The 25,142-nt window shown below is 72.4% G+C and carries 20 protein-coding genes; 11 read left to right on the top strand and 9 right to left on the bottom strand.

Going from position 1 to position 25,142, the window contains the following annotated elements; all coding sequences use genetic code 11:
- Positions 1–3: 3 nt before the first annotated feature.
- The 4 genes from LQ326_RS31255 to LQ326_RS31240 all read left to right on the top strand — a co-directional run bounded on the left by LQ326_RS31255 (position 4) and on the right by LQ326_RS31240 (position 6,702).
- Positions 4–1,194: an ROK family transcriptional regulator gene (locus tag LQ326_RS31255; RefSeq protein WP_234542406.1), complete on the top strand. Its 1,191-nt coding sequence runs from the start codon at positions 4–6 to the stop codon at positions 1,192–1,194.
- Between the two features lie 31 nt (positions 1,195–1,225).
- The gene (locus tag LQ326_RS31250; RefSeq protein ID WP_234542405.1) at positions 1,226–3,022 is read left to right on the top strand and encodes an alpha-galactosidase D; all 1,797 of its coding nucleotides are present in this window, start codon (positions 1,226–1,228) and stop codon (positions 3,020–3,022) included.
- A 108-nt stretch (positions 3,023–3,130) separates the two neighbouring features.
- A complete protein-coding gene (locus LQ326_RS31245; protein WP_234542404.1) occupies positions 3,131–5,473 on the top strand; it encodes a glycosyl hydrolase family 95 catalytic domain-containing protein in 2,343 nt (780 codons plus the stop codon).
- Complete coding sequence (locus LQ326_RS31240) at positions 5,470–6,702, top strand: SGNH/GDSL hydrolase family protein (RefSeq protein WP_234542403.1); 1,233 nt, start codon at positions 5,470–5,472, stop codon at positions 6,700–6,702. The genes LQ326_RS31245 and LQ326_RS31240 overlap by 4 nt, the downstream gene beginning before the upstream one ends.
- 15 nt (positions 6,703–6,717) lie before the next feature.
- Here LQ326_RS31240 and LQ326_RS31235 read toward each other — a convergent pair whose 3' ends face one another.
- The 4 genes from LQ326_RS31235 to LQ326_RS31220 form a co-directional block, all read right to left on the bottom strand.
- On the bottom strand, positions 6,718–9,588 hold the full coding sequence (locus LQ326_RS31235; protein ID WP_234542402.1) for an ATP-binding protein: 2,871 nt from the start codon (positions 9,586–9,588) through the stop codon (positions 6,718–6,720).
- A gap of 133 nt (positions 9,589–9,721) precedes the next feature.
- Positions 9,722–10,075: a UBP-type zinc finger domain-containing protein gene (locus LQ326_RS31230; protein WP_234542401.1), complete on the bottom strand. Its 354-nt coding sequence runs from the start codon at positions 10,073–10,075 to the stop codon at positions 9,722–9,724.
- Complete coding sequence (locus LQ326_RS31225; RefSeq protein ID WP_234542400.1) at positions 10,072–11,544, bottom strand: ATP-binding protein; 1,473 nt, start codon at positions 11,542–11,544, stop codon at positions 10,072–10,074. The genes LQ326_RS31230 and LQ326_RS31225 overlap by 4 nt, the downstream gene beginning before the upstream one ends.
- On the bottom strand, positions 11,541–13,217 hold the full coding sequence (locus tag LQ326_RS31220) for an NAD(P)/FAD-dependent oxidoreductase (protein ID WP_234542399.1): 1,677 nt from the start codon (positions 13,215–13,217) through the stop codon (positions 11,541–11,543). The genes LQ326_RS31225 and LQ326_RS31220 overlap by 4 nt, the downstream gene beginning before the upstream one ends.
- Positions 13,218–13,407: 190 nt before the next feature.
- Between LQ326_RS31220 and LQ326_RS31215 the strand changes: the two genes are divergently transcribed.
- Complete coding sequence (locus LQ326_RS31215; protein ID WP_234542398.1) at positions 13,408–14,277, top strand: universal stress protein; 870 nt, start codon at positions 13,408–13,410, stop codon at positions 14,275–14,277.
- Positions 14,278–14,313: 36 nt separating this feature from the next.
- Here LQ326_RS31215 and LQ326_RS31210 read toward each other — a convergent pair whose 3' ends face one another.
- The 3 genes from LQ326_RS31210 to LQ326_RS31200 all read right to left on the bottom strand — a co-directional run bounded on the left by LQ326_RS31210 (position 14,314) and on the right by LQ326_RS31200 (position 17,035).
- Positions 14,314–15,549, bottom strand: a complete 1,236-nt coding sequence (locus LQ326_RS31210; RefSeq protein ID WP_234542397.1) for a DUF4032 domain-containing protein — start codon at positions 15,547–15,549, stop codon at positions 14,314–14,316.
- Between the two features lie 24 nt (positions 15,550–15,573).
- Entirely contained in the window at positions 15,574–16,323 is a 750-nt protein-coding gene (locus tag LQ326_RS31205) for an MBL fold metallo-hydrolase (RefSeq protein ID WP_234542396.1), read from the bottom strand.
- A gap of 85 nt (positions 16,324–16,408) precedes the next feature.
- Complete coding sequence (locus LQ326_RS31200) at positions 16,409–17,035, bottom strand: alpha-ketoglutarate-dependent dioxygenase AlkB (protein WP_234542395.1); 627 nt, start codon at positions 17,033–17,035, stop codon at positions 16,409–16,411.
- 134 nt (positions 17,036–17,169) lie between these two features.
- Between LQ326_RS31200 and LQ326_RS31195 the strand changes: the two genes are divergently transcribed.
- A complete protein-coding gene (locus tag LQ326_RS31195) occupies positions 17,170–17,799 on the top strand; it encodes a TetR/AcrR family transcriptional regulator (RefSeq protein ID WP_234542394.1) in 630 nt (209 codons plus the stop codon).
- 13 nt (positions 17,800–17,812) lie between these two features.
- A complete protein-coding gene (locus LQ326_RS31190; RefSeq protein WP_234542393.1) occupies positions 17,813–19,486 on the top strand; it encodes an FAD-binding dehydrogenase in 1,674 nt (557 codons plus the stop codon).
- Here the strand turns inward: LQ326_RS31190 and LQ326_RS31185 are convergent.
- Positions 19,483–19,830: a DUF488 domain-containing protein gene (locus LQ326_RS31185; protein ID WP_234542392.1), complete on the bottom strand. Its 348-nt coding sequence runs from the start codon at positions 19,828–19,830 to the stop codon at positions 19,483–19,485. The genes LQ326_RS31190 and LQ326_RS31185 overlap by 4 nt on opposite strands.
- A 167-nt stretch (positions 19,831–19,997) precedes the next feature.
- Between LQ326_RS31185 and LQ326_RS31180 the strand changes: the two genes are divergently transcribed.
- The 4 genes from LQ326_RS31180 (at position 19,998) to LQ326_RS31165 (ending at position 24,876) form a co-directional block, all read left to right on the top strand.
- Positions 19,998–21,401 (top strand): M1 family metallopeptidase, encoded by a 1,404-nt coding sequence (locus tag LQ326_RS31180; protein ID WP_234542391.1) that lies wholly within the window; start codon positions 19,998–20,000, stop codon positions 21,399–21,401.
- Positions 21,402–21,549: 148 nt separating this feature from the next.
- Positions 21,550–22,290: a L,D-transpeptidase family protein gene (locus LQ326_RS31175; protein WP_234542390.1), complete on the top strand. Its 741-nt coding sequence runs from the start codon at positions 21,550–21,552 to the stop codon at positions 22,288–22,290.
- Between the two features lie 31 nt (positions 22,291–22,321).
- Entirely contained in the window at positions 22,322–23,023 is a 702-nt protein-coding gene (locus LQ326_RS31170; protein ID WP_181808539.1) for a response regulator transcription factor, read from the top strand.
- Positions 23,020–24,876, top strand: a complete 1,857-nt coding sequence (locus LQ326_RS31165; RefSeq protein WP_234542389.1) for a HAMP domain-containing sensor histidine kinase — start codon at positions 23,020–23,022, stop codon at positions 24,874–24,876. Before LQ326_RS31170 ends, LQ326_RS31165 begins: the two co-directional genes overlap by 4 nt.
- Here LQ326_RS31165 and LQ326_RS31160 read toward each other — a convergent pair.
- Positions 24,869–25,123 carry a WhiB family transcriptional regulator gene (locus tag LQ326_RS31160; protein WP_234542388.1) on the bottom strand — a complete coding sequence of 85 codons (255 nt, stop codon included), beginning with the start codon at positions 25,121–25,123 and terminating at the stop codon, positions 24,869–24,871. The two genes, LQ326_RS31165 and LQ326_RS31160, sit on opposite strands and share 8 nt — an antisense overlap.
- Between the last annotated feature and the right edge of the window lie 19 nt (positions 25,124–25,142).

Genomic DNA, 25,142 nt, shown 5'->3' with positions numbered 1-25,142 from the left:
GCCATGCGCTCCACCTCCCGTGCCGAGACGTTCCCGGCCCACACGCCGGCCGTCGCGCAGATCTTCACCACGGTCCTGTCCCACGGCCCCCTCACCCGACTGGAGGTGGCCCGCCGGGCCGGACTGTCGCCGGCGGCCGTGACCAAGGCCGTCCGGCCGCTGCTGGCGGCCGGATACCTGGCGGAGGACGCCGACGGCGAGGCCCGGGCCGCGCTCGGACGCCCCGCCAACCTGGTACGGGTCGACGGCGGACGCGCACTGTTCATCGGGGTCAAGGTCACCGGCGACGAGGTCATCGCGGTCCTCACCGACCTGTGCTGCCGGATCCTGCTGGCCCGCCGGACGCCCCTCACGGACCGTGCCGCCCGGGCCGTCCTGACCACCGTCGCCGACCTGACCCACGAACTGCGCACCGCCGCCGAGGACTTCGGCGCCCCGGTCCTCGGCCTCGGCATCGCCGTCTCCGGCGACGTGGACCGCGCCGAAGGGGTCGTGCGCTACTCGCCCTTCCTCGACTGGCGGGACGTGGCCCTCGCCGAACTCGCCGCGATGACCACCGGACTGCCGGTCGTCGTCGACAACGACGTACGCGCGCTGACCGTCGCCGAGCAGTGGTTCGGCGCCGGGGTCGGGCTGTCCGACTTCGCCGTCGTCACCGTCGGCGCCGGCATCGGCTGCGGACTGGTGATCCACGGTCAGGTGGTGTCCGGCGCGCACGGGGTGGCGGGGGAGATCGGACACGTGGCCATCGACCCGGCCGGGCCCCTCTGCCACTGCGGCAACCACGGCTGCGTGGAGGCGATCGCCGGGGACGCCGCGATCCTCACCCGCATGCGCGAGGTGACGGGCCGCCAGGTCACCGACTCCGCCGCGGCGGTGGCCCTCGCCCACGAGCAGGTGCCCGGCGCGCGTGAGGTGTTCGCCCGCGCCGGCGAGGCCATCGGCCGGGGCATCGCGACCGTGGCCAACCTCTTCGGTCCCGAACGCGTGATCATCTCCGGCGAGGGGCTCGCCGCCTACGACCTCTTCGCCGAGCACATCCTCGACTCGTTCACCGCGGCCGCCTTCGGCTCCGCCGCGCGGTGCGACGTACAGACCCGCCCACTCGCCTTCGAGGAGTGGGCGCGCGGGGCCGCGGCCGCCGCGATCCAGTCCTTCATCACCTCTTCTCCCACACCGACGGGCAAGGGCTGAGCCGCCCAAGACCCCGAACCCTGGAGGGCCCATGCGGTCACCTTCGACATCCGCCCTGCCCGTACGCGGGCTGAGAACCGTCCTCGTGCTGGCGATGACGGCCGCCTTCGCGGCCGCCGTCCCCGCCGCGCAGGCCCAGACGCCCGAGCAGATCGCCGCCAAGCCGTACATGGGGTGGTCGAGCTGGAGCATGCAGTCGTCCAAGTACCCGGGTCTCAACGACAAGGGCGACTACAGCTACCTCACCGAGGCGAACGTCCTCAAGCAGACCGACGCCCTGGCGAGCAAGCTGAAGAAGTACGGCTACGACTACGTCAACATCGACGCCGGCTGGTGGATGGACTGGAACTGGAAACAGGGCTACGACCAGTACGGCCGCCAGAAGGCCGACCCCGCCCGCTTCCCCAGCGGAATGAAGGCCGTCGCCGACCACATCCACGCCAAGGGCCTCAAGGCCGGCATCTACCTCCCGGCCGGCCTGGAGAAGGGCGCGTACGGCGACGGCACGACCCCGGTCTGGAACGCCGAGGGCTGCACCACCGCCGACATCGTCTATCCCGACCTGCGCACCACCAACGGCTGGGACAGCTCGTACAAGCTCGACTTCGACAAGCCGTGCGCGCAGAAGTACATAGACTCCCAGGCCCAGTTGATCGCCGGATGGGGCTACGACTTCCTGAAGCTCGACGGCGTCGGCCCCGGCTCGGGCAAGAGCGGTGACCAGTACGACAACGTCGCCGACGTCGCCGCATGGCACAAGGCGATCAGCGCCACCGGCCGCCCGATCCACCTGGAGGCCTCCTGGTCCCTGGACTTCGGGCACGCCGCCGACTGGCAGAAGTACACCAACGGCTGGCGCATCGACACCGACGTCGAGTGCTACTGCAACACCCTCGTCAGCTGGGAGAACTCCGTCGACGACCGCTGGGACGACACCCCGGCCTGGACCGGCAAGGCGGGCCCCGGCGGCTGGAACGACCTCGACTCCCTCGACGTCGGCAACGGCGCGATGGACGGTCTCACCAAGGCCGAACGGCAGAGCTACGCCACGCTCTGGGCCGTCGCCAAGTCGCCCCTGTTCACCGGCGACGACATCACCAAGCTCGACGACTACGGCGTCTCCCTGCTGACCAACCGCGAGGTCATCGCCGTCGACCAGAGCGACAACCCGCCGGCCCGGCCGGTCACCCCGTCCGACCCGCAGCAGGTCTGGGCCGCGAAGAACGCCGACGGGACCTACACGGTCGCGCTGTTCAACCTCGCCGACTCGCCCTCGGCGGTCACGGCCGACTGGACGGCGCTGGGATTCACCGGCAAGGCGTCGGTGCGGGACCTGTGGAACCACGAGAACCTCGGCAGCCACCAGAACAAGATCACCGAGGCGCTGCCGGCCCACGGCTCGCGGCTGTTCACCGTGACGCCGAAGGGCAGCGCGCCGGCATACACCGGGTACGAGGCCGAGGCGAGCGGCAACACACTGAGCGGAAACGCCTCCGTCGCCGGGTGCGACGCGTGCTCCGGGCAGCAGAAGGTCGGGAACCTGTACCAGGGCGGCAAGCTGACCTTCAACAACGTCGTCGTCGACAAGGCGGGTACGTACCTGGTGAAGGTCGCGTACGTCAGCGGTGACTCGCGGCCGGCCACCGTCGCGGCCAACTCCGGGGGCGGGACCAGCCACAAGTTCCCCTCGACCGGGGACTGGGGGACCGTGGCGACGGTGAGCGTGCCGGTCACCCTGAAGGCCGGTGCCAACACGATCAGCTTCGACAGCGGGTCGGGGTACGCGCCTGACATCGACCGGATCGACGTTCCCAAGTCGCCCCGGTAGCCGCCTCGGTGAGTGCGTAGTCCGGGAACTGCCGGCCGGTGGGGCCGGCCGGCAGTTCCCCGCGCCCCTGACGGGGCGCCTTCCTTACGGACGTCGGATTGGAACACCATGGACAACCACCCCAGCAGACGCGGTTTCCTCGCCCTCGCCGCCGCTACCGGGGCCCTTGCCTCGCTGCCCTCCTTCACCGCCTCCGCCGCGCCGGTGCGGTCCACCGAGCCGCTCGTCGCCTCCCGGCACCAGCTGTGGTGGCAGGCGCCCGCCGACGAGAGGTCGATGATCACGCAGGGCCTGCCCGTCGGCAACGGCCGGATCGGCGCCCTCGCGAGCAACGACTCGGGCCGTGAGCTTCTCCTGGTCACCGACGCCACGTTGTGGACCGGCGGGCTCAACGACACCCTCGACTCCGACGGCCAGTTCCCCTACGGCCGGGCCGACTTCGGCTCCCTGACCCTGCTCGCCCGGCTCGCCGTCGAGATACCCGACCACGACCTGGGCGCCGTCTCCGACTACCGCCGCACCCTCGACCTCGGCAACGGCGTGGTGACCGCCTCGTACGTCCGTTCCGGAGTGACCTACCGGCGCGAGGTGTTCGCGAGCCGCCCCGACGACGTGATCGTGCTGCACTTCAGCCAGGACGGCGGCGGGCGCTACACCGGCACCGTCACCCTGGAGGGCACCCACGGGGAGACCGGCACCGCCGAGTCGTTCGCCGGGTCCTTCGCCAACGGGCTGAAGTACGGGGCCGCCGTCCGTGCGTACGGCAGCGGCGGCAGCGTACGGGTGACCGGCTCGCACATCACCTTCACCGACTGCCGCGAACTGACCGTGGTACTCAGCGGCGGCACCGACTACGCGCCGGACGCCGCCGCCCACTACCGCGACCCCTCCGTCGACCCGGTGGCGCTGGCCCGCACCAAGGTCAAGGCCGCCGCCCGGCACTCCGCGGACTCGCTGCTGCGCACCCACGCGGCCGACCACCGGGCGCTGTTCGGCCAGTTCGACCTCTCCCTCGGCACCTCGACGGCCGACCAGCGTGAACTGGACACCTGGGCGCGCCTCCGGGCCCGCGCCGACACCGGCGACCCCGACCCCGAACTCGAGGCCGCCTACGCCCAGTTCGGCCGCTATCTGATGATCGCCGGATCGCGGGACGGCCTGCCGATGGGCCTCCAGGGCCTCTGGCTGGACGGCAACGACCCCGACTGGATGGGCGACTACCACACCGACATCAACGTCCAGATGAACTACTGGATGTCCGACCGGCTGGGCCTGTCCCAGTGCTTCGACGCCTTCACCGACTACTGCGTCGACCAGCTCCCGGCCTGGACGGACCTCACCCAGCGGCTCTTCCAGGACTCCCGCAACCGCTACCGCAACTCCACCGGGAAGGTCGCCGGCTGGACCGTCGCCTACTCCACCAACCCCAACGGCGGACTCGGCTGGTGGTGGCACCCGACGGGCAACGCCTGGCTGTGCCAGAGCCTCTGGGAGCACTACGAGTTCACGCGCTCCCGCGCCCACCTGGAGAAGATCTACCCCCTCCTCAAGGGCGCCGTCGAGTTCTGGGAGGCGCGGCTGCTCACCACCACCCTCGACGACGGGAGGGAGGTGCTGATCGCCGACCACGACTGGTCGCCGGAGCACGGGCCGCAGGACGCCAGGGGCAACACCTACTCCCAGGAACTGGTCTGGCTCCTGTTCGGCAACTTCCGCACTGCGGCCGCCGAGCTGAAGAGGGATGCTGGATACGCGGGCACCGTCGGCAAACTCCGTGACCGCCTCTACCTGCCGGTGGTGAGCCCCAAGACCGGCTGGCTGGAGGAGTGGATGTCCCCGGACAACCTCGGCGAGACCACCCACCGCCACCTCTCGCCGCTGATCAACCTCTTCCCCGGCGACCGGATCCGCCCGGACGACTCCACGCCGAAGGACGTCCTCGCCGGCGCGACGGCCCTCCTGACCGCCCGCGGCATGGACAGCTACGGCTGGTCCAACGCCTGGCGCAGCCTGTGCTGGGCCCGGCTGAAGAACGCGGAGAACGCCTACCAGCTCGTCGTCAACAACCTGAAGCCGTCGGCGAACGGCAGCAACGGCAGCGCGTCGAACCTCTTCGACATCATGGACATGGGAGGGGGCCGCGGGATCTTCCAGATCGACGCGAACTTCGGCACCCCGACCGCCGTCCTGGAGATGCTGCTGTACTCCCGCCCCGGCCACCTGGAACTCCTGCCCGCCCTGCCCGGCGCCTGGGCCGCCTCCGGCTCGGTCACCGGGGCCGGCGCGCGCGGCGGCTTCGTCGTCGACCTGCGCTGGCGCGACGGCAGGCCCACCGAGGCCCGGATCCGCAGCGTCGGCGGCCGCACCACGACGGTCGCCTACGGCGGTACGTCACGGACGGTCACACTGAAACCCGGCCAGTCCGTCACACTGAAGGACTTCGCACGGTGACCGGCCGGTTCGCACGGGTCCTGAGTCTCACCGCGGTGCTGCTGACGACGGTCGCCTGCCAGACCGGCCCGGCCGACGCGGCACCCGCCTGGGAGCCCTCCTCCGGGCCCGGCGCCGCCGCCCGGCACGACGTCGTCACCTGGGGGGCCGCCGCCGACCAGCTGGGACAGGGCACCACCGACCGCGGCTACCGGCTGGTCGTGCACACCAGTACCGCCGGCAGCGGTCTGCGGGTACGCGTCTCCAACGCCTTCGGCGACCGGCCGCTGACCCTGGACAGCGTCTACGCCGGCCTGCAGGGCCAGGGCGCCGCCCTGAAACCGGGCAGCAACAGGCGGCTCACCTTCGGCGGCGCCCGCTCGGTCACCGTGCCGGCCGGCGCCACCGCGTGGAGCGACCCGCTGCCCGGCAACCTGCCGGCCGGCAGCAACCTGGCCGTCAGCCTGCACAGCCCCGACGCGGCCGGCCCCGCCACCGGCCACGGGATGGCCATGCAGACCTCCTACATCACCCAGGGCGACCACACCGCCGAGGAGAGCGCCGCCAACTGGACCGGCACCACCGGATCCTGGTGGTACCTGGACTCGGTCTCCGTACGGCCGAAGAACCCGGACACCGGGGCGGTGGTGGCGCTCGGCGACTCCATCACCGACGGCTGGGCGTCCACCAGCGACCAGAACCGCCGCTGGCCCGACTACCTCGCCCGCCGGCTGCAGAAGGCGGACACCGAGGTCAAGGGCGTGGCCGACGAGGGGATCTCCGGCAACAAGGTCCTCGCCGACGGCGCCGGGCAGGCCGCCCTCAACCGGCTGGACCGCGACGTCCTCAGCCAGCCGGGCCTGCGTACCGTCTTCCTCTTCGAGGGGGTCAACGACATCAAGGCCCACTCCGGGGTCACCGCGGCCGGCCTGATCGCCGGCTACCAGGAGATCGTCCGGCGGGCGCACGCGGCCGGGAAGTGCGTGGTCGCCTCGACCGTCGGGCCGTTCGAGGGCTGGCCGGAGTGGGATCCGGCGGGTGAGGCCGTACGCCAGCAGGTCAACCAGTACATCCGCACCAGCGGGGAGTTCGACCACATCGCCGACTTCGACCGGATCCTGCGCAGCCCCTACGACCAGGCGCGGATGCTGCCGTTCCTCGACGGCGGCGACCACATCCACCCCAACGACAAGGGAATGCAGGCCATGGCCGACTCCGTCGACCTGGCGAGCCTCGACTGCGACCGCTGAACCAGCCCCGTCCGATCACCCCCGCGCCGTCGGCGCGGGGGTGATCAGCCCTTCCCGGTAGGCGATCGCCACCGCCTCCGTGCGGCTCGCCGCGCCCAGCTTGGCGAGGATGTTGGAGACGTGCACGCTCGCCGTCTTGCCGGTGATGAACAGCTCCTCGCCGATCTGCCGGTTGCTGCGGCCCAGCGCCAGCAGCCGCAGCACGTCCTGCTCGCGCGCGGTCAGCGGTGGGACCGACCGCTGCGCCGGCCGGCGCAGCAGCGCGTCCGAGCGCTCCAGCAGCGGCGCGGCCCCCAGCGCCAGCGCCGTCTCCCGGACCGCCCGCGCCTGCTCCTCGGCCTCCGCACGCCGCCCGCCGGCCGCCAGCGCCTGCGCGTACCGCAGCCGTACCCGGGCCGCCTCGTACACATCGCCGTACGCGAACGCGGCCACCGCCCGCTCCCAGGCCGCCGGGTCCGGCCCGGACACGGCGCGCGTCCACTCGGCCTCGGCACGTGCCAGCCAGGCCTGACCCTCGGGGCCCTGCCGCGCGGCCGTCGTCCGGGCCAGCCGCACCAGTTCACCGGCGACCACGCTCCAGTGGTCCGCGTCCTGGTCGCCGAGCCCTTCGGCCGCCCGGTCCGCGACCGCCGCCAGCGCCAGCGCGGCCAGCCGGACCGACACGTCCGGCGCCCGCCCCGACTCGTCGGTGAGCGCCGTGACCGTGTCCCGGGCCCGTGCCACGGCCTCCTCCGGGTCACCCCGCGACGCGGCCGCGTCGGTCAGCACGATCCCGCCGACGAGCCGGCCCATCCAGTCGAACCGCTCCCCGAGCAGTGCCCGGGCCCGCGTCACCACGTCCGGCTCGCCCCGGGCCAGCGCGACGTACAGGGCGGGTCCCACGGTGTATCCGGGCGCGGGCTCCTCCGCGCCGGCCACCCGCAGGCACTCGTCCCACTGCCCCAGCGTGTAGAGCACCAGCAGTCGCAGATACCGCATCTCCAGGGCGTACGGCGAGGACAGCAGCCCGGACCGCCGGGCCCGGTCGAGCCCCTCGGTGAGCCACGGCAGGCACTCCCGCAGCTCGCCCGACTCGAAGCAGCCGACGGCCAGGCTGAACAGCGCCCGCATCTCCACCGGCGTGTCCCCGGCCGAGCGGGCCAGCTCCCGCGCCTCCCGGAGCCGTTCCCGCCCCTCCCGGGTACGGCGGCCACCGCCTTCCAGCCTGGCCAGGGAGATCAGCAGGTCGGCCCGGGCGGCGGTGGCGCCGATCCGCTCGGCGGCCCGCAGGGCCTGCCGCGCCACCCGCAGCGCGGTGGCATCGTCACCGACCTGACGGGCCGCCATGACATGGGTGGCCGCCGCCCACACCCAGGTCCGGGACGGCGGTTCGGCGGGGATCATCGCGAGCGCCTCGCTGCTGTAGGCGAACGCGGCGGCGAGGTTGTCGACGGTCATGAGGTTCCCGGCGAGCGTGTAGCGCACCCGGGCGGCGAGTTCGGGATCAGCGTCCTGGCCGGCGCCGGCCAGCGCGGCCCGGGTCAGGGCCACCGCCCGGTGGGCGTCGCCGGAGTGCGCGGCCGCCGCCGACGCCCGCAGGGTCAAGGACACCGGGTCCAGCCCCTCGCCCGAGGGCCGCGCCTCGCCCGGCACGGCCGGCCACAGGTCCAGGGCCGTCTCCAGATGCCGCAGCTCCTCCGCCGGGGCACCCATCCGCCGGGCGTGACCGGCGGCCTCCACGGACGCGGCCAGCGCCTCGGGCAGGTCATGGCTCTCCCGGTAGTGGTGCGCCCGCTCGGCAGCCGTCTCGGCCCCGCCTCCGCGGGCGGCGAGCAGCCTGGCGTACGTGCCGTGCAGCCGTGCCCGCTGCCCGGGCAGCAGGTCGCCGTAGACGGCCTCGCGCGCGAGGGCGTGCCGGAAGGCGTACGTGTCCCCGTCCCCGGCGACGAGCAACTGCCGCCCGACGGCCTCCCGCACGGCGGCCTCCAGCTCCTCCTCCGGCAGTCCGACGGCGTCCCGCAGCAGATCGTGCCCGACCCGGCGCCCGGCCACCGCCGCCGTCCGCAGCACCTGCTGGGCCGTCTGCGACACCTGTTCGACCCGGATGAGCAGCAGATCGGCGAGCCCGGCCGGCATCCCGTCCGCGTCGGCGGCGGCCACCAGCTCCTCCGTGTAGAAGGCGTTGCCCTCGGCCCGCGCGACGATGTCCCGCACGGTCGCCTCGGACAGCGGCCGTTCCTCCAGCACCCGCACCAGCCGCGCCACCTCGGCGTCGGCCAGCGGCCGCACCTCCAGCCGCTCCACCCCGGGCAGCCGCACCAACTCGGCGAGCAGCGCCCGCAGCGGATGCCGCCGATGCAGATCGTCGGCACGATAGGAGGCCAGCACGGCGAGCCGCCGCGGCAGCACCCCCCGGCTCAGCAGGAACCGCAGCAGGTCCCGGGACGACTGGTCGGCCCAGTGCAGGTCCTCCAGGATCAGCACCAGGGGCGCGGCAGCCGCCAGTTCGGCCAGCAGCGCGGCGACTCCTTCGAAGAGCCGAAGTCGCGCGTCCGCGTCGCGGGAGGAGTCCGAGGCGGCGCCGAGAAGACGTTCCACGGCCGGATGAGCGCCGAGAATCCCCGCGAACCGCTCATCACCCGCCAGCACTCCGAGGATCTCGGTGAACGGCAGGTACGGCAGCCCCACATCCCCGAGATCGACGCAGTGCCCGACGACGACGGTGGCCCCGCCCTCGGCCGCCCGAGCCGCGACTTCGCCGAGCAGCCGGGTCTTGCCGACCCCGGCGTCCCCGGCGACCAGCACTGCCTGTCCGCTGCCGTTCCGGGCGCGCTCAAGGATCCCCGCGAGGCGGGCCAGCTCGTCGTCCCGCCCGATCAGGACAGTGGTGAACGATCTCTGTGGCACGCCCACATCCTGACAAGGGACGACTCAAGAAACCAGGGGGACGGGGCTGTTGCGAGGTGCGGCTCCGCCGCGTGGGCACGGCACGCCACGAGGAACCCGCGGCCGCCGTCACCCACCCCCGTAGGCACTCGGCTCAGCCCCGCAGTACCCGAGCCCAGTCCTGCGGCACCCGCTCCGCGGGACCCGGCACCGACTGATCCGCGGGGTGACTGACCGGCGGCGCCAACTCCGGCCCGGCCTCGAACAATTCCTCCGTCTCGAAGTTCCAGAACCACCTCTCGCCCGGCTCGTAACTGCGGATCACCGGATGCCCGGTGGAACGGAAGTGCGCCGTCGCGTGCTTCGAAGGCGAGTCGTCGCAGCACCCGATGTGCCCGCACTGCGCACACCGCCGCAGATGGAACCACCAGCCCCCCGCCGCGTCGCACTCCACACACCCGGCTCCGCTCGGCGGAACCTCCGGGTCGATCGCGGTGTCGCCGCTCATACTGCCTCCACTGCTGTCTCGGATTCCTCAGGTGCCTCGGCGGTCAGCGGAAGCAGTACCTGGAACCGGGTGTCGCCGGGCTCCGACTCCACCCGCATGCTGCCGTGGTGCTTGTTCACGATGATCCGCCACGAGATGTCCAGGCCCAGGCCTGTGCCCTGCCCCACGGGCTTCGTCGTGAAGAAGGGGTCGAAGATCCGGTCCTTGATCTCCGGCGCGATCCCGGTCCCGGTGTCCCCGAACTCGACCAGCAGCTGCTCGTGGTCGAGCGCGGTCCGCACGGTCAGCGTGCCCTGTCCGCCGCCGTCGCCGTCCTTCATCGCGCAGACCGCGTTGTCGATGAGGTTGGTCCACACCTGGTTGAGCTCGGCGGGGTAGGCGGGGACGGGCGGGACCGTGCGGTCGTACTCCTTGACCACCTGGATGCCCTGCCCCATCTTCCCGGACAGCATCAGCAGCGTGCTGTCGAGGAGCTCGTGCACGTCCACCACCCGGTACGGCGCCCGGTCCAGCTGGCTGTACTGCTTGGCCGCGTCGACGAGGTGCGAGATGCGGCTGGTCGAGTCCTCGATCTCGTTCATCAACAGCTCGGTCTCGATGGTGTAGTTGAGCCAGCCGACCGCGTTCGGCAGGATCTCCTCGTCGACGGCGGCGGCGACCTGCTCCAGCCAGTCGACGTCGAGTCCGGCCTGCACGAAGGTCGGCGCGAGCTCCCAGCCGTGGTCGATGCCGTGGTCGTCCAGCCAGTCGGTGAGCGCGTCCTCGCGGTCGGAGGTCTCCAGCGGGCTGAGCGGCGACGCCTTGCCGACCCGTTCCGCGGTGCGCTCCTGGATCTCGATCAGACCCGCCAGCTGCTCGCGGGAGAACGGCCCCGAGGCGATCACCCCGAGCTTGTGCCGCATCTTCGCCACCCGCTCGCGCAGCGTGGACGTGGCCCGCACGGCCGCCGCGGCCGGGTTGTTGAGCTCGTGGGTGAGTCCGGCGGACAACGAGCCCAGCGCCAGCAGCCGCTCGCGCTGCCCGATCGCCGCCTGGGTGTTCTTCGAACCGAAGAACAGGCCCTCGAGCAGGTGCACGGCCATCGGGAACCACTCGCGCATGATGTCCGCGAACGTGTCCGCCGGCAGCACGAAGAACCGCGTCGGCTCGGTCACCCGCATCGAGTTGTTGTACGCCTGCCGCACCCGGTCCCCGAGGTAGGCCTGCATGGCGCCCCCGTACACCCCCGCCTGCGAGGTCCGGATGACCTCGACGTCGTCCCCGGCGACCCGCCGGGAGACCACCACCGTGCCCTCGATCATCACGTAGAAGCAGGTGGCCGGGTCACCCTCGGTGTAGACGGGACCCGGCTGGAACAGCTCCACCCGGCCTGCCGCGCACAGCCGCCCGAGCTGCTCCGGTTCCAGCTTCTCGAACAGGAACAGCGCGCCGACCTCGCTCGGGCTGCACGGCATCAGCTGTCCGCTCATGACTGCTCCAGGTACCGGTGGACGAGCATCACTGCCATGGCTCCCTCTCCGACGGCGGACGCGACACGCTTGGCGGACTCGGCGCGGGCGTCGCCCGCCACGAACACGCCGGGAATGCTGGTCTCCAGGTGATACGGCGGCCGGTCCAGCTCCCAGCCGGCCGGCGGCCGTCCGTCGACGGTCAGGTCGGGCCCGGCCAGGATGAACCCGCGCTCGTCGCGCAGCACCGTCTCGCCGAGCCAGTCGGTCAGCGGTGCCGCCCCGATGAACACGAACATCCACTGGGCGTCGACCTGTTCCAGGTCCCCGCTTCCCACATGGCGCAGGGTCAGCTGCTCCAGCCGCCCGGCGCCGTGCGCCGCCTCCACCACCGTGTGACTGCGCACGGTGATGTTCGGGGCCTCGTTGATCTGCTGGATCAGGTAGTACGACATCGAGGCCGCCAGGTCGGCGCCGCGCACCAGCAGGGTCACCGACTTGGCGAACCGGGACAGGTACATCGCCGCCTGGCCCGCCGAGTTGGCGCCGCCGACGATGTACACGTCCTGGCCCTGGCAGGAGGTCGCCTCGGTGAGCGCGGAGCCGTAGAACACCCCGCAGCCGGTCAGGTCGAGACAGCCGGCGGCGTCGAGCTGCCGGTACTGCACACCGGTGGCCAGGATCACGCTGTGCGCCGCGACCGCCGAGCCGTCCGTGAACCGCACCACCCGCGCGGCCCCGTTGACCTCGAGCGCCGTGACCTCGCGGGCGGTCAGGATCTCCGCGCCGAACTTGGCGGCCTGCCGCCGGGCCCGGTCGGTGAGCTGGGCGCCCGACACGCCGTCGGGGAAGCCCAGGTAGTTCTCGATCCGCGAGCTCTGCCCGGCCTGCCCGCCGGTCGCCGACCGCTCCACGAGCACGGTCCGCAGCCCCTCCGACGCCCCGTACACGGCCGCGCCGAGTCCGGCCGGGCCGCCGCCGATCACCACCAGGTCGTAGAAGTCCGCCGTGGGCGTGGTCGTGAGCCCCACGTGCGCGGCCAGCTCCGGGGCCTCCGGCTCCACCAGCGGCGTGCCGTCCGGTGTGATCACCAGCGGCAGCCGCTCCCCGTCCGCCTCGGCCGCGGCCAGCAGCCGCCGGCCCTCCGGCTCCTCGACCGAGTACCAGCGGTACGGCACCTGGTTGCGGGCCAGGAACTCGCGCACGTCCGAGGAGCGGGCCGACCAGCGGTGCCCGACGACCTTGGTGGCCGGCACCGGTTTGTAGTCGCTGGCCCGCCAGGCGTCGAGCAGGTCGTCGAGGACCGGGTAGAGCTTCTCCTCCGGCGGATCCCAGGGCTTGAGCAGATAGTGGTCCAGGTCGACGACGTTGATCGCGTCGATCGCCGCGTTGGTGTCCGCGTACGCGGTCAGCAGCACCCGCCGCGCGCCCGGGTACACGTCCAGCGCCTGCTCCAGGAACTCGATGCCGTTCATCTGCGGCATCCGGTAGTCGGCCAGGATCACGGCCACCAGGTCGCCGCGCAGCTTCAGCTCCCGCAGCGCGTCCAGCGCCGACTCACCGGACTCCGCGCGCACGATCCGGTACGACGCGCCGTAGCGGCGCCGCAGGTCCCGGGCCACGGCACGGGAGACCCCCGGGTCGTCGTCCACGGTCATGATGACCGTCCGTGCCGCGTCGGCAGCCTGTGCCATACGTCTCCCACCCCGAGCCGTTGTTCCACGGGACGGCGGGCCCTCCGGGAGGAGCGCGGTCACCGAACCGGTTCCCGCCCATCGTATGTTCCATCCCGTGCGTCCGCTCTTGTACAGCGGTGCACAGCGGGCACCCGGGAGTGCGCGAGACTGATCACGCAGAACGCGGAACCGACGAGGAGGCCGGTGCATGACACGTCCGATCACGGCAGGGGTCGACGGTACGGAGGAAAGCCTCGCCGCTCTCGACTGGGCGGCCCGGGAGGCGGTGCGCCGGGGACTTCCGCTGCGGGTGGTGCACGCCTGGCGGTACGAGGCGCACGAGGCGGCCGGCGGTGACCGGGAGACCCAGCGAGGGTGGGTGTCCGGCGGGGTCACCGAGTCGGTGCGGACCGTCACCGGGCGGTATCCGCGGCTCGCGGTGAGCGTCGACGTGGTGGAGGGCGGCTCGGTCGAGGTGCTGGCCGACGCGGCGGCCGGGGCCGAACTGCTGGCGCTCGGTTCGCGCGGGCACGGGCGGGTCGTCGGGTTCCTGCTGGGTTCCGTCGGCCAGCAGGTGCTCGCCGAGGCCGTCCGGCCCGTCGTCCTGGTGCGTGCCGGGGACCGGCCCGCGGCCGAGGCCGCCGGGCGGGAGGTCGTCGTGGGCCAGCAGGGCGGCGCCGAGGACAGCGCGGCCGCGCTGGAGTTCGCGTTCGAGACGGCGGCGGCGCGTGGCGCGACGGTCCGGGTGGTGCGGGCCTGGACCCTGCCGCCGGTCTTCGCCTACAGCCCGGGCTCCCTGAAACTGCTGGACGAGTCCGGAGGCATGGAGCCCTTCGAGAAGAAGGCGCTGGCCGAGGCGGTACGGCCACTGCGCGAGCGGTACCCGGCCGTGCCGGTCGCCGAGCACGTGGAGATGGGCAGCGCGGGGCAGGTGCTGCTCTCGGCGGCCGGAAACGCCCAGCTGATGGTCGTCGGACGGCGCGCCCACCGCACGGCGGTCGGGGCCCGTATCGGCTCGGTCGCGTACGGGGTGCTGCACCACGCCGACTGCCCGGTGGCCGTCGTCCCGCACGAGTGACCCGCTCCGGGGTTCGCACCGGGGCTCACCGCGGGCTCACTCCGGGGTGACCGGCTCCAGTGTCTCCCGGGCCTTGGGCAGCACGTTCTCGATGTAGTCCTCGACCGCCTTGTCCAGGCCTATGTCGTGCTGCGCGTGCTCGGACAGGTACCAGCGGTGCTCCAGCAGCTCGTGGTAGATCTCCGCCGGGTCCATGGAACCGCGCAGCTCCAGCGGGACGGCCCGCACGGTGGGGCGGAAGACGTCCCGCACCCACCGGTGGGCCAGCACCTCGGGGCGGGCGGCCAGGGGGTCGCCCGGGGCGTAGTCGTCCTGGGTGGCCATCCAGCTCTCCAGGTCGTTCAGCAGCCGGCGCGCCTGGTTCTCCTCGGCGTCCAGGCCGGTCAGCCGCAGCAGCTGGCGCTGGTGGTGGCCGGCGTCGACGACCTTCGGCACGAAGGTCACCGTGTCGCCGTTGGAGGAGTGCTCGATCTGCATCTCGGCCACGTCGAAACCGAGGTCGTTGAGCCGCCGGATCCGGCGCTCGATGTACTGGTACTTGCCCGCCGGGTACACCGAGGTCCGGGTCAGCTCCTTCCAGAGCTCGCCGTACCGGGTGCAGATCTCCAACCCGAACTCGACCGGGTCCAGCGACGGGTGCAGCGCCCCCGAGGCCTCCAGGTCGAGCAGCTCCCCGCTGATGTTCACCCGGGCCAGGTCGAGGTCGTACTCCCGCTGCCCGTTGCTCAGCTGCGGGTGCAGGTCGCCGGTCTCGGCGTCCACCAGGTACGCCGCGTACGCGCCCGCGTCCCGCCGGAACAGGGTGTTGGACAGCGAGCAGTCGCCCCACGCGAACCCGGCCAGGTGCAGGCGCACCAGCAGCACCGCCAGGGCGTCCATGAGGCGGTGCATGGTGGCCGGGCGCATGGTCGTCTCGAACATCGAGCGGTACGGCATCGAGCCGCCGAGGTGCCGGGTGACCAGCACCGGCTCCAGCGGTTCGCCGTCCGCGTCGAGGCGGCCGGTGATCACGGCGAGCGGGTCGACGGCGGGGATGCCGAGCCGGTCCAGGTCGCGCAGCAGCTCGTACTCGCGCAGCGCCGGGCGCTCCGCCAGCTCCTTCACCGCGAGGACCTCGTCGCCGGCCCGGGCGTAGCGCACCACGTGCCGGGAGATGCCCCGGGGGAGCGGCACGAGGTAGTCCTCGGGCCACTCCTCGAGCGGGACGTCCCAGGGGAGTTCGAGCAGGAGCGCGGGGTGCTCCGGGTTGGTGGCGCTGATCTGCAAGGCCATGGGACGAACCTTAAGGCCGGCGGGTCAGGAGGCCAGCTCCCGGGCCCGCTCGGCGGCCGCCCGCACCGGACCGCGGTGCAGCGGGCCGTGTCCCGGCAGCAGCGCGTCACCGTCGAGCGCGCCGACCACTGCCAGTGAGGCCAGCGCCCGGTCCCGCTCGTGGTGGAACATGTCGGGCAGCAGCTGCGGGCCCTGGATCCGCGAGGCGCGGTGGCCGCTGACCAGCGCGTCCCCGGAGATCACGATCCCGGCGTCGGGCACGTGGTAGGCGGTGTGGCCGTCGGTGTGTCCGGGCGTGTGCACCGGGACCGGGCGGCCCGGCAGGTCGAGGGGGCCGTCGGCGACCGGGAAGGCCTCGGGGGCCTTGACCGGGTGCTGCTCGGTGCCGCCGACCCGCAGCACGTGCACCAGCCACGGCACCACCCCCGGCCGCCAGGCGTTCTTCACCACCTGGCCCACGGACACCTGCTGGAGGAAGTCCCGCCGCGCGTGCGGGACCTCGGCCTCGTGCAGGTAGACCGGCGTGCCGTGGGTCTCGCGCAGGTACTCCGCCGAGCCGAGGTGGTCGTTGTGCGCGTGCGTGATCAGCACGGCCGCGACCGCCTCCGGTGAACTGCCCACCTCGGCGAGGGAGCCGAGCAGGCCCTCCCGGTCGCCCGGGTAGCCGGTGTCCACCAGCGTGACGGCGTCGCCGTCCTTCAGGATCACCCAGTTGGTGTGGTGCCCGTGCACCAGATAGGCACCCTTGCCGACTTCGTGTACCGCTGCCCGCATGATCACTCCGGCTAGCCCGTTCGTACAGATCGAAACGGAGAACAGCCAACCACACGCGGCGGGCCATCCGTTGCCGCGGTCCAGGTCAGCGCACCCCGTGCGGCCGGAACTGGATGCTGATCCGCGGCCCGGCGGCCCGGGTGGTCTTCGGTACGCAGTGCTCCCAGGTCCGCTGGCAGGAACCGCCCATCACGATGAGGTCGCCGTGGCCGAGCGGGCGCCGGACCGAGGGACCGCCGCGCAGCGGGCGCAGCAGCAGGTCGCGGGGCGTGCCCACGGAGAGGATCGCGACCATGGTGTCCTCCCGCGCGCCCCGGCCGATCCGGTCGCCGTGCCAGGCGACGCTGTCCCGGCCGTCGCGGTAGTAGCAGAGCCCGGCCGTGGCGAACGGCTCGCCCAGCTCGGCGGCGTAGTGCCGGGTGAGCGCCTCGCGGGCCTCGACGAGGACGGGGTGGGGGAGCGGGTCGCTCGCGCCGTAGAAGGGGAGCAGGCGCGGCACGTCCACGACGTGGTCGTACATCGTGCGGCGTTCGGCGTGCCAGGGGACGTCCGCCGCCAGCTGTTCGAACAGCGCGTCGGCACCGCTCAGCCAGCCCGGCAGCACGTCGATCCAGGCGCCGGAGCCGAGGACGGTCCGGCCGATGCCGTCGAGGGTGCCGAGCCGCAGCTCGTCGGTCTGGTCGAACAGGGAGCCCTGGAGGTGCGTGGCCATGGTTCCAGCGTACTCCGTAATCGAAAATCTGTTCCTATTTGATCTCGGGCAGGACGGCTCGGGCAGGACGGCGGCGGCCCCTTTCGATACATCAATGCATCCGATACATTCCTGTATCGAACGGAGGTCGGCCCATGGCGGTGAACGGCGGCGCGCCCCAGCGTGTGACCCGGCGGCGGGTGCGGACCCGCGCCCGGCTGCTGGACGCCGCGTTCACCGTGTTCGCCGCCAAGGGCTTCGGGAGGGCCTCCATCGAGGAGGTCTGCGAGGCCGCCGGGTTCAGCCGGGGCGCCTTCTACTCCAACTTCGCCACCCTCGACGAGCTGTTCTTCGCCCTCTACCGGGAGCGCGCCGACCTCATCGCCCAGCAGGTCGCCGACGCGCTCGCCGGCGACGGACCCGGCCTCGACGTGCCGGCCTCCGTGGACCGCGTCACCGACGTGCTGCTCCTGGACGTGGACTGGCTGCTGGTGAAGACCGACTTCCTGGTGCACGCGGCCCGGGACCCGGCCGTCGCCGAACTCCTCCTCGACCACCGCACCCGGCTGCGCCAGGCCATCGCCGACCGGCTCGTCAGGGCCCGCGGCCACACCCCGATCCCCGCCGTGCTCGGCGATGCCGAGGGCGCGGCCCACGCGGTGGTCGCCGCGTACGACGGGGTCACGGTCCAACTGCTGCTCGACAAGGACGTCCACCGGGCCCGTGCCTGGCTGGGGCAACTGCTCACCGCGCTGCTGACCGACAGCAGCACCCGATCCGGATAAGAAAGGCGTCGCCATGGACGCGGACGTCATCGTCGTCGGAGCCGGTCTCGCCGGCCTGGTCGCGGCGCACGAACTCACCAGCAGGGGCAGGCGCGTCGCCCTGGTCGACCAGGAGAACGCGGCCAACCTCGGCGGCCAGGCGTTCTGGTCCTTCGGCGGGCTCTTCCTCGTCGATTCGCCCGAGCAGCGCCGCCTCGGCATCAAGGACTCCCTCGATCTGGCCTGGAGCGACTGGCAGGGCAGCGCCCAGTTCGACCGCGAGCAGGACGAGGACTCCTGGGCGGTGCGCTGGGCGCGGGCCTATGTCGAGTTCGCGGCGGGGGAGAAGCGGCCCTGGCTGCAGAGCCACGGCATCAGCCTGCTGCCGACCGTCGGCTGGGCCGAGCGCGGCGACCTGCGGGCACACGGTCACGGCAACTCCGTTCCCCGCTTCCACGTGGCCTGGGGCACCGGCACCGGCGTGGTCGAACCCTTCGCCCGGTACGCCAAGCAGGCCGCCCGCGACGGACTGCTGACCTTCCACCACCGCCACCAGGTCGACGAACTCGTCGTCACGGACGGCGAGGTGCGGGGCGTACGCGGCACCGTCCTCGCCCCCGACGACGCGCCGCGCGGGGTCGCCTCGAACCGCGACCGCGCCGGCGACTTCGAACTCACCGCCCAGGCCGTCGTCGTCACCACCGGTGGCATCGGCGCCAACCACGACATCGTCCGCCGCTACTGGCCCGAACGCCTCGGCACGCCCCCCGCCGAGATGGTCACCGGCGTCCCCGCCTACGTGGACGGCCGGATGCTCGACATCAGCGCGCGGGCCGGTGTCCGCCTGGTCAACCGCGACCGCATGTGGCACTACACCGAAGGCATCCAGAACTGGAACTCCATCTGGCCCGGCCACGGCATCCGCATCCTGCCCGGCCCGTCCTCGATCTGGCTCGACGCCCTCGGCCGCCGCCTGCCCGACCCCTGCCTGCCGGGCTACGACACCCTCAACACCCTCAAGTACCTGCGCACCACCGAGGACATCGCGGGATACGGCCACTCCTGGTTCGTCCTCACCCGGAAGATAGTCGAGAAGGAGTTCGCGCTCTCCGGCTCCGAGCAGAACCCCGACATCACCGCCAAGGACCGCAAGGCCGTGCTGCGCGACCGGCTGCTCGGCAAGGGCGCGCCCGGCCCGGTGCAGGCCTTCCTCGACCACGGCGCGGACTTCGTCACCGCGAAGTCCCTGGAGCAGCTCGTCGAGAAGATGAACGGCCTCACCGACAAGGCGCTCCTGGACGCCGCCGAGGTGCGCCGCCAGATCGTCGCCCGCGACCTGCAGATCAACAACTCCTACAGCAAGGACTCCCAGGTCCAGGGCATCCACAACGCCCGCCGCTACATCGGCGACCGGCTGGGCCGGGTCGCCGCCCCGCACCGCATCCTCGACCCCGCCGCCGGCCCGCTGATCGGAGTCAAGCTGCACGTCCTGACCCGCAAGACCCTCGGCGGCATCCAGACCGACCTGGACTCCCGCGCCCTCGGCGCCGACGGGCAGCCGGTCGGCGGGCTCTACGCGGCCGGCGAGGTGGCCGGTTTCGGCGGCGGTGGCGTGCACGGCTACAACGCGCTGGAGGGCACCTTCCTCGGCGGCTGCCTGTTCTCCGGCCGGGCGGCGGGCCGGGCCGCGGCGAAGCAGACCGCCTAGTCGGCGAGGAGCCGCGCCAGTACGCCGGCGTTGCTCTCGTCCGGGTTCTTGGACGCGGTGAGCAGGGTCACCCGGCCCCTGTGCACCGACTTGCGCAGGCCGTCGAGGAGTTCGGCGGCCTCGGGAGCGGCCGGCTCCGCCTCGTAACGACGGGTGAACTCCTCGTACGACCCGCCGCCGTGGAACCACCGGCGCAGCTCGTCCGACGGCGTCAGCTCCTTCGGCCACTGGTCCACGTGCGCGTCCTCCTTGGACACCCCGCGCGGCCACAGCCGGTCCACCAGGACGCGCACCCCGTCCTCCGGCTCGGGCGACTCATGGATTCTGCGGACGCGCACGCTCACGATCGACGCACCTCACGACTCGCTGACGGTTTCACGAGCGTATGCCGCGGCCGCGTCCCACGGGCTGCCGACGCGGCGCGGCTTGACCAGAATGAGGGGGAAACGCGGACACCGCGCGCCTAGTCTGTGGGCCATTGATCATCAGCCACCCCCCCCAAGGAGCTCATGTGCAGGGCGCAAGCAGACGTACCGCAGTCCTCCGCCGCGAGGCCGTCCTCGCCACCGTCCCCATCGCCGTGGCGGCCCTGCTCGCCGCAGCCGGCCCGGCCTCGGCGAGCACGATCGGCGCCGCGGGCGCGGGCGACCCCTACTTCCCGCTCAGCGGCAACGGCGGCTTCCACGTCAGCCACTACGACCTGACGCTGCGCTACGACATCTCCTCCCGGCACCTCGACGGCGAGGCGGTCCTCACCGCCCGCGCCATCCAGCGGCTCACCCGCTTCGACCTCGACCTCAGCGGCCTGAAGGTCACCCGGGTGAGCGTCGACGGCCGGAGCGCACGTTTCAGCCGCAGCGGACAGGAACTCGTCGTCACGCCGGCACGTGCGCTGGCGAAGGGCCAGGACTTCCGGGTGACCGTGGCGTACAACGGCACGCCCAAACAGGTCACCGACCCCGACGGTTCGCCCGACGGCTGGATCCGCACCGACGACGGCGCGTTCGTCGCCGGGGAGCCGCAGGGCGCGATGACCTGGTTCCCGGCGAACAGCCACCCCAAGGACAAGTCGTCGTACGACTTCACGATCACCGTTCCCAAGGGCCGCACCGCCGTCGCCAACGGCGTCCTCCTCGGACAGCACACGTCCGGTGGCCGTACCACCTTCCGGTGGCGGCAGACCGAGCCCATGGCCGCGTACCTCGCCACCGCCACCGTCGGCAAGTTCACGGTGCAGCAGTACACCACCCGCGACGGGATCAAGGTGTACAACGCGGTCGATCCACGCGAGGCGAGCGGGTCGGCGGCGGTGCTGAAGAAGCTGCCGTCGGTGCTGGAGTGGGAGAGCAAGCTGTTCGGGCCGTATCCGTTCCGCTCCGCCGGGTCGATCGTCGACCACGCGCCGAACGTCGGGTACGCGCTGGAGACGCAGGGCCGGCCGCTCTACGACTCGGCGCCGGATCTCAGCACACTCGTGCACGAGAACGCCCACCAGTGGTTCGGCGACTCCGTCTCCCTCACCGCCTGGAAGGACATCTGGCTCAACGAGGGCTTCGCCACGTACGCCGAGTGGCTGTACAGCGAGCAGCACGGGGGCGACAGCGCGCAGAAGACCTTCGACGCGCTCTACGCCAAGCCCGCGAGCGACGAGTTGTGGGCGTACCCGCCGGGGGACCCGGGCAGCGGGAAGTACATCTTCGGAACGCCGGTCTACGCGCGGGGCGCGATGGCTCTGCACGAACTGCGCAAGGCGGTCGGGGATCCGGTGTTCTTCCGGATCCTGCGGGCGTGGGTTTCGCAGCACCGGTACGGGCATGGGACCACCGCGGAGTTTGTGAAACTCGCGGAAGGGCAGTCGGGGATGGACCTCGGTCCGTTGTTCCAGACGTGGTTGTACGAGAAGGGCAAGCCGTAGCAGTGGTCCGGGTGCGGGCGGTCGGGCTCGTCGCACCCGGGCGGCGGCAGCCGTGCATCGACAGGGCCCGCGCCCCTGACGGGGCGCTCCGGTCAACGGGGATCTGAAGCTGACCACTTCCTTATAATTCTGCGCAAGAGTCGATCTCATGATCCATCGCAGAGCTGCCGTCGCCCTCCTCTCCGCCTCCCCCCTCCTGCTCTCCGGGTGCGGGGGCGGCGCCGAGGCCGCGCCGAGCCGGCCGGGAGACGACAGGCCGGCGCCGGCGCCGGCTTCCCCCGCACCCGTGAACAGCCCACGGCCCGCGGGCATACCAGGCATCGGCCCCAGGACGACGGCCGCGATACCCGAGCGGGCGGAGCAGGTCGTCGTCGCCAGCGGACGGGGCAGGAACTCGCCGCTGTCCACCGTCGTCCTGTACGAACGTGACGACGACGTCTGGCGGCCCGGCGCCAGTTGGCCCGCGCACAACGGCAAGGACGGCTGGAGCGAGCACCACGTCGTCGGGGATCTGCGCTCGCCCGTCGGGGTGTACGGGCTGACCGACGCCGGGGGCCTGCTCGCCGACCCCGGGAGCAGGCTGCCGTACCACCACTCCTACGGGTTCACCTCGCCCGGCACCGGGTTCGAGGGCGAGTCGCTGGAAGGTTCCTTCGACTATGTCGTCGCCATCAACTACAACCGCCTGCCGGGTACTTCACCGCTCGACTGGACCCGGCCGATGGGGGCGAAGCGGGGAGGCGGCGTGTGGCTGCACGTCGACCACGGGGGCCCTACACACGCCTGTGTGAGCGTCGCCAAGGCGCACATGAAGGAACTGCTGCGCACCCTCGACCCGGATCGGCATCCGGTCGTCGTGATGGGGTACGCCGGCTGGCTCGCCCGGTAGAGCGCCGGAACTCCGCTTAGGATCCGAACCTGTGTGCGCACATGTGCTGGTTGCCGAGGACGACGAGATGCAGGCCGAGCTGATCCGCAGATCACTGCTCGCCGAGGGGCATACCGCGATCGTGGTCCATGACGGGGCCGCGGCGCTGGACGCGGCCCGGCGGCTCGGGCCCGACCTGGTCGTCCTCGACCTGATGCTCCCGGTGATCGACGGCTTCGGCGTCTGCCGGGTGCTGCGCGGCGGCGACCCGGAGATCCCGGTGCTGATGCTCACGGCCCGGTCCGACGAGGACGACGTGCTGCTCGGCCTGGAGCTGGGCGCCGACGACTACATGACCAAGCCGTACAGCCCGCGTGAGCTGATGGCCCGGATCCGCACGATCCTGCGGCGCAGCGGACGGGCCGCCGCCGTCCGGGAGGAGGAGCCGGCCGTCGCCGCCGCCGGGATCAGTGTCGATCCCGTGCGGCACACGGTGCACTGCGACGGGGAGCCGGTGGAGGTGACCCCGGCCGAGTTCCAGATCCTGCTCGCCATGGCCGGGGAGCCGGACCGGGTGTTCACCCGGCGGCAGTTGCTGCAGTGCACCCGCGGCTTCGACCGGGCCTCCACCGAACGGGCCGTCGACGTCCATGTGATGAACCTGCGCCGCAAGATCGAGGCCGATCCACGGCGGCCGGTGCGGCTGGTGACCGTGTTCGGCGTCGGCTACAAGCTGAGCGGCGGACGGCCGTGAAGCCCCGGATACCGTGGCGCAGACGGCTGCTGGTCCGGCTGATGTTCGCCTCGGTGCTGATCGCCGTCTGCTCCGTGGCCGCCACCGCCTGGCTCGCCGTGACGACCACCACCAGCGCGCTGGAGGAGGAGCAGGGACAGGACCTGGCCGCCGACAACAAGATCCTCGCCCAGCTCAGCGGGTACGCCGCGGACCACCCCGACTGGAGCGGGGTCGGGCACACCGTGCGGGTGCTGGCCGCGAAGACCGGCCGAAGGATCGCGCTGACCACCGCGGACCGCACGCTGATCGCCGACTCGGCCCCGCACGACACCCCGCTGCCCCCGCGGCCGGCCGCCGCCGTGGATCCCCTGCACACCGACACGTACACCGAGTCCGGCGCTCAGCTCAGCGGCATCGACCCGCGCGCGGTGGGCCCGTTCGGACTGACCGCGGTGGAGCGCGAGAAGCTGGACCTGGTCGCGACGAAGGAGCAGCTGTGCTTCGACCACATGGGTGTCCAGACCACCGTCCAGCACACCCCGAATGGACGGCCGTACGTCGTCGTCGACGACGCGCGGGACACCCCTCTGCAACTCAAGGCCAGGTGCGGCACCGTCTACGGCGAGCCGGCCGTCGACACGGGCGACCCGCTCGACTTCCCGACCACCACCGAGACCAAGGCCCTCGACGCGCTCGCGGACCTGGCCCGCCCCTGTCTCCAGGCCAAGGGCATGGACCTCGGCGGCCCGCTCTCCCTCACCTACGACCCGACGGGACGCAACCCCGTCTCGGGCGGGTTCCTCGTCACCGAGCAGGGGGAGAAGCGGGAGACGGACCAGGCGATGAACTGCGTCACCAACGCGCGGCGCACCCAGCTCGAACCGTACGTCGCCCCGGCCGCCGAACTCTTCCTCGGCATCGGCGACCAGACCGCGCCCCGCTTCGACATGTCCACCGCCAACAAGGCCAGGATCGTCGGCGCGGCCGGTCTGGTCCTCGCCGTCACCGTCGCCGTCACCGCCGTGGTCGCCCTGCGTCTGGTACGACCGCTGCGCGCGCTCACCGCCGCCGTGCGGCAGCCTCCCGAACTGCACGTCCGGGCGCCGGTGCGCACGCGGGACGAGACCGGGCTGCTGGCCGAGGCGTTCAACGACCTCACCGAACGCCGGGAACGCCTTGAGGAGCAGCGCAAGGCGATGGTCAGCGACATCGCCCACGAACTGCGCAGCCCCCTCACCAACATCCGCGGCTGGCTGGAGGTCACCCGGGACGGCCTCGTCGACCCCGACCCGGCGCTGCTGGCCTCCCTGCACGAGGAGGCGCTGGTCCTGCAGCGGATCATCGACGACCTCCAGGACCTGGCCGCCGCCGACGCCGGCACCCTGCGCGTGCACCGCGAACCGGTACGCGCCGCCGACCTGGCCGAACAGGTCGCCGCCGCCTACCGGGTGGCCGCCGACACGGCCGGGGTCACCCTGCTGACCGACGCCGACGGCACCGCCTGGCTGGACGCCGACCCGGTGCGGATGCGGCAGGCCCTCGGCAACCTGGTCTCCAACGCCATCCGGCACACCCCCGCCGACGGCACGGTGACGCTGGCCGCCCGCCGGGACGGCGACGACGTCGTCCTCACCGTCACGGACACCGGCCAGGGCATCGCCGCCGACGATCTCCCGCACGTCTTCGAGCGGTTCTGGCGCGCCGAGAAGTCCCGCAGCCGCCGAACCGGAGGCAGCGGCCTCGGCCTGCCGATCGTGCGCCATCTGCTCGCCGCCCACGGCGGCACCGCCGAGGCCCGCAGCGAAACCGGCAAGGGCGCCGAGTTCATTCTGCGGCTGCCGGCCGCCCAGCCCCCGGCCGACGTCAGCTGAGGCGGCGCTCCGCCCGCTGCCGGCGCCGGGCCAGCAGCCGCCGTTCCGCCTCGGTGGTACCGCCCCAGACGCCGACGGCCTGCCCCGTCTCCATCGCCCAGCGCAGGCACGGCTCCCGCACGGGACAGCGCTCGCAGACCGCCTTCGCCCGCCGCGTCTGATGCAGCGACGGGCCGGTGGTGCCGACCGGGAAGAAGAGGTCCGGGTCCTCGTGGCGGCACTCGGCGTGGTCTCGCCAGTCGTCCATCGAAGTCACCTGCGATCCA

The organism is Streptomyces shenzhenensis (genome assembly GCF_021462265.1).
Taxonomy (GTDB): Bacteria; Actinomycetota; Actinomycetes; order Streptomycetales; family Streptomycetaceae; genus Streptomyces; species Streptomyces shenzhenensis.
Note: the sequence above shows the minus strand (reverse complement) of the source record. Positions and strands in the feature narration are given on the sequence as shown.

Bases quoted from the DNA above. Each gene is read 5' to 3' on its own strand.
- LQ326_RS31255 (WP_234542406.1), top strand. From the start codon at position 4: ATGCGCTCCACCTCCCGTGCCGAGACGTTCCCGGCCCACACGCCGGCC.
- LQ326_RS31250 (WP_234542405.1), top strand. From the start codon at position 1,226: ATGCGGTCACCTTCGACATCCGCCCTGCCCGTACGCGGGCTGAGAACC.
- LQ326_RS31245 (WP_234542404.1), top strand. From the start codon at position 3,131: ATGGACAACCACCCCAGCAGACGCGGTTTCCTCGCCCTCGCCGCCGCT.
- LQ326_RS31230 (WP_234542401.1), bottom strand. From the start codon at position 10,075: ATGAGCGGCGACACCGCGATCGACCCGGAGGTTCCGCCGAGCGGAGCC.
- LQ326_RS31225 (WP_234542400.1), bottom strand. From the start codon at position 11,544: ATGAGCGGACAGCTGATGCCGTGCAGCCCGAGCGAGGTCGGCGCGCTG.
- LQ326_RS31220 (WP_234542399.1), bottom strand. From the start codon at position 13,217: ATGGCACAGGCTGCCGACGCGGCACGGACGGTCATCATGACCGTGGAC.
- LQ326_RS31215 (WP_234542398.1), top strand. From the start codon at position 13,408: ATGACACGTCCGATCACGGCAGGGGTCGACGGTACGGAGGAAAGCCTC.
- LQ326_RS31210 (WP_234542397.1), bottom strand. From the start codon at position 15,549: ATGGCCTTGCAGATCAGCGCCACCAACCCGGAGCACCCCGCGCTCCTG.
- LQ326_RS31205 (WP_234542396.1), bottom strand. From the start codon at position 16,323: ATGCGGGCAGCGGTACACGAAGTCGGCAAGGGTGCCTATCTGGTGCAC.
- LQ326_RS31200 (WP_234542395.1), bottom strand. From the start codon at position 17,035: ATGGCCACGCACCTCCAGGGCTCCCTGTTCGACCAGACCGACGAGCTG.
- LQ326_RS31195 (WP_234542394.1), top strand. From the start codon at position 17,170: ATGGCGGTGAACGGCGGCGCGCCCCAGCGTGTGACCCGGCGGCGGGTG.
- LQ326_RS31190 (WP_234542393.1), top strand. From the start codon at position 17,813: ATGGACGCGGACGTCATCGTCGTCGGAGCCGGTCTCGCCGGCCTGGTC.
- LQ326_RS31175 (WP_234542390.1), top strand. From the start codon at position 21,550: ATGATCCATCGCAGAGCTGCCGTCGCCCTCCTCTCCGCCTCCCCCCTC.
- LQ326_RS31160 (WP_234542388.1), bottom strand. From the start codon at position 25,123: ATGGACGACTGGCGAGACCACGCCGAGTGCCGCCACGAGGACCCGGAC.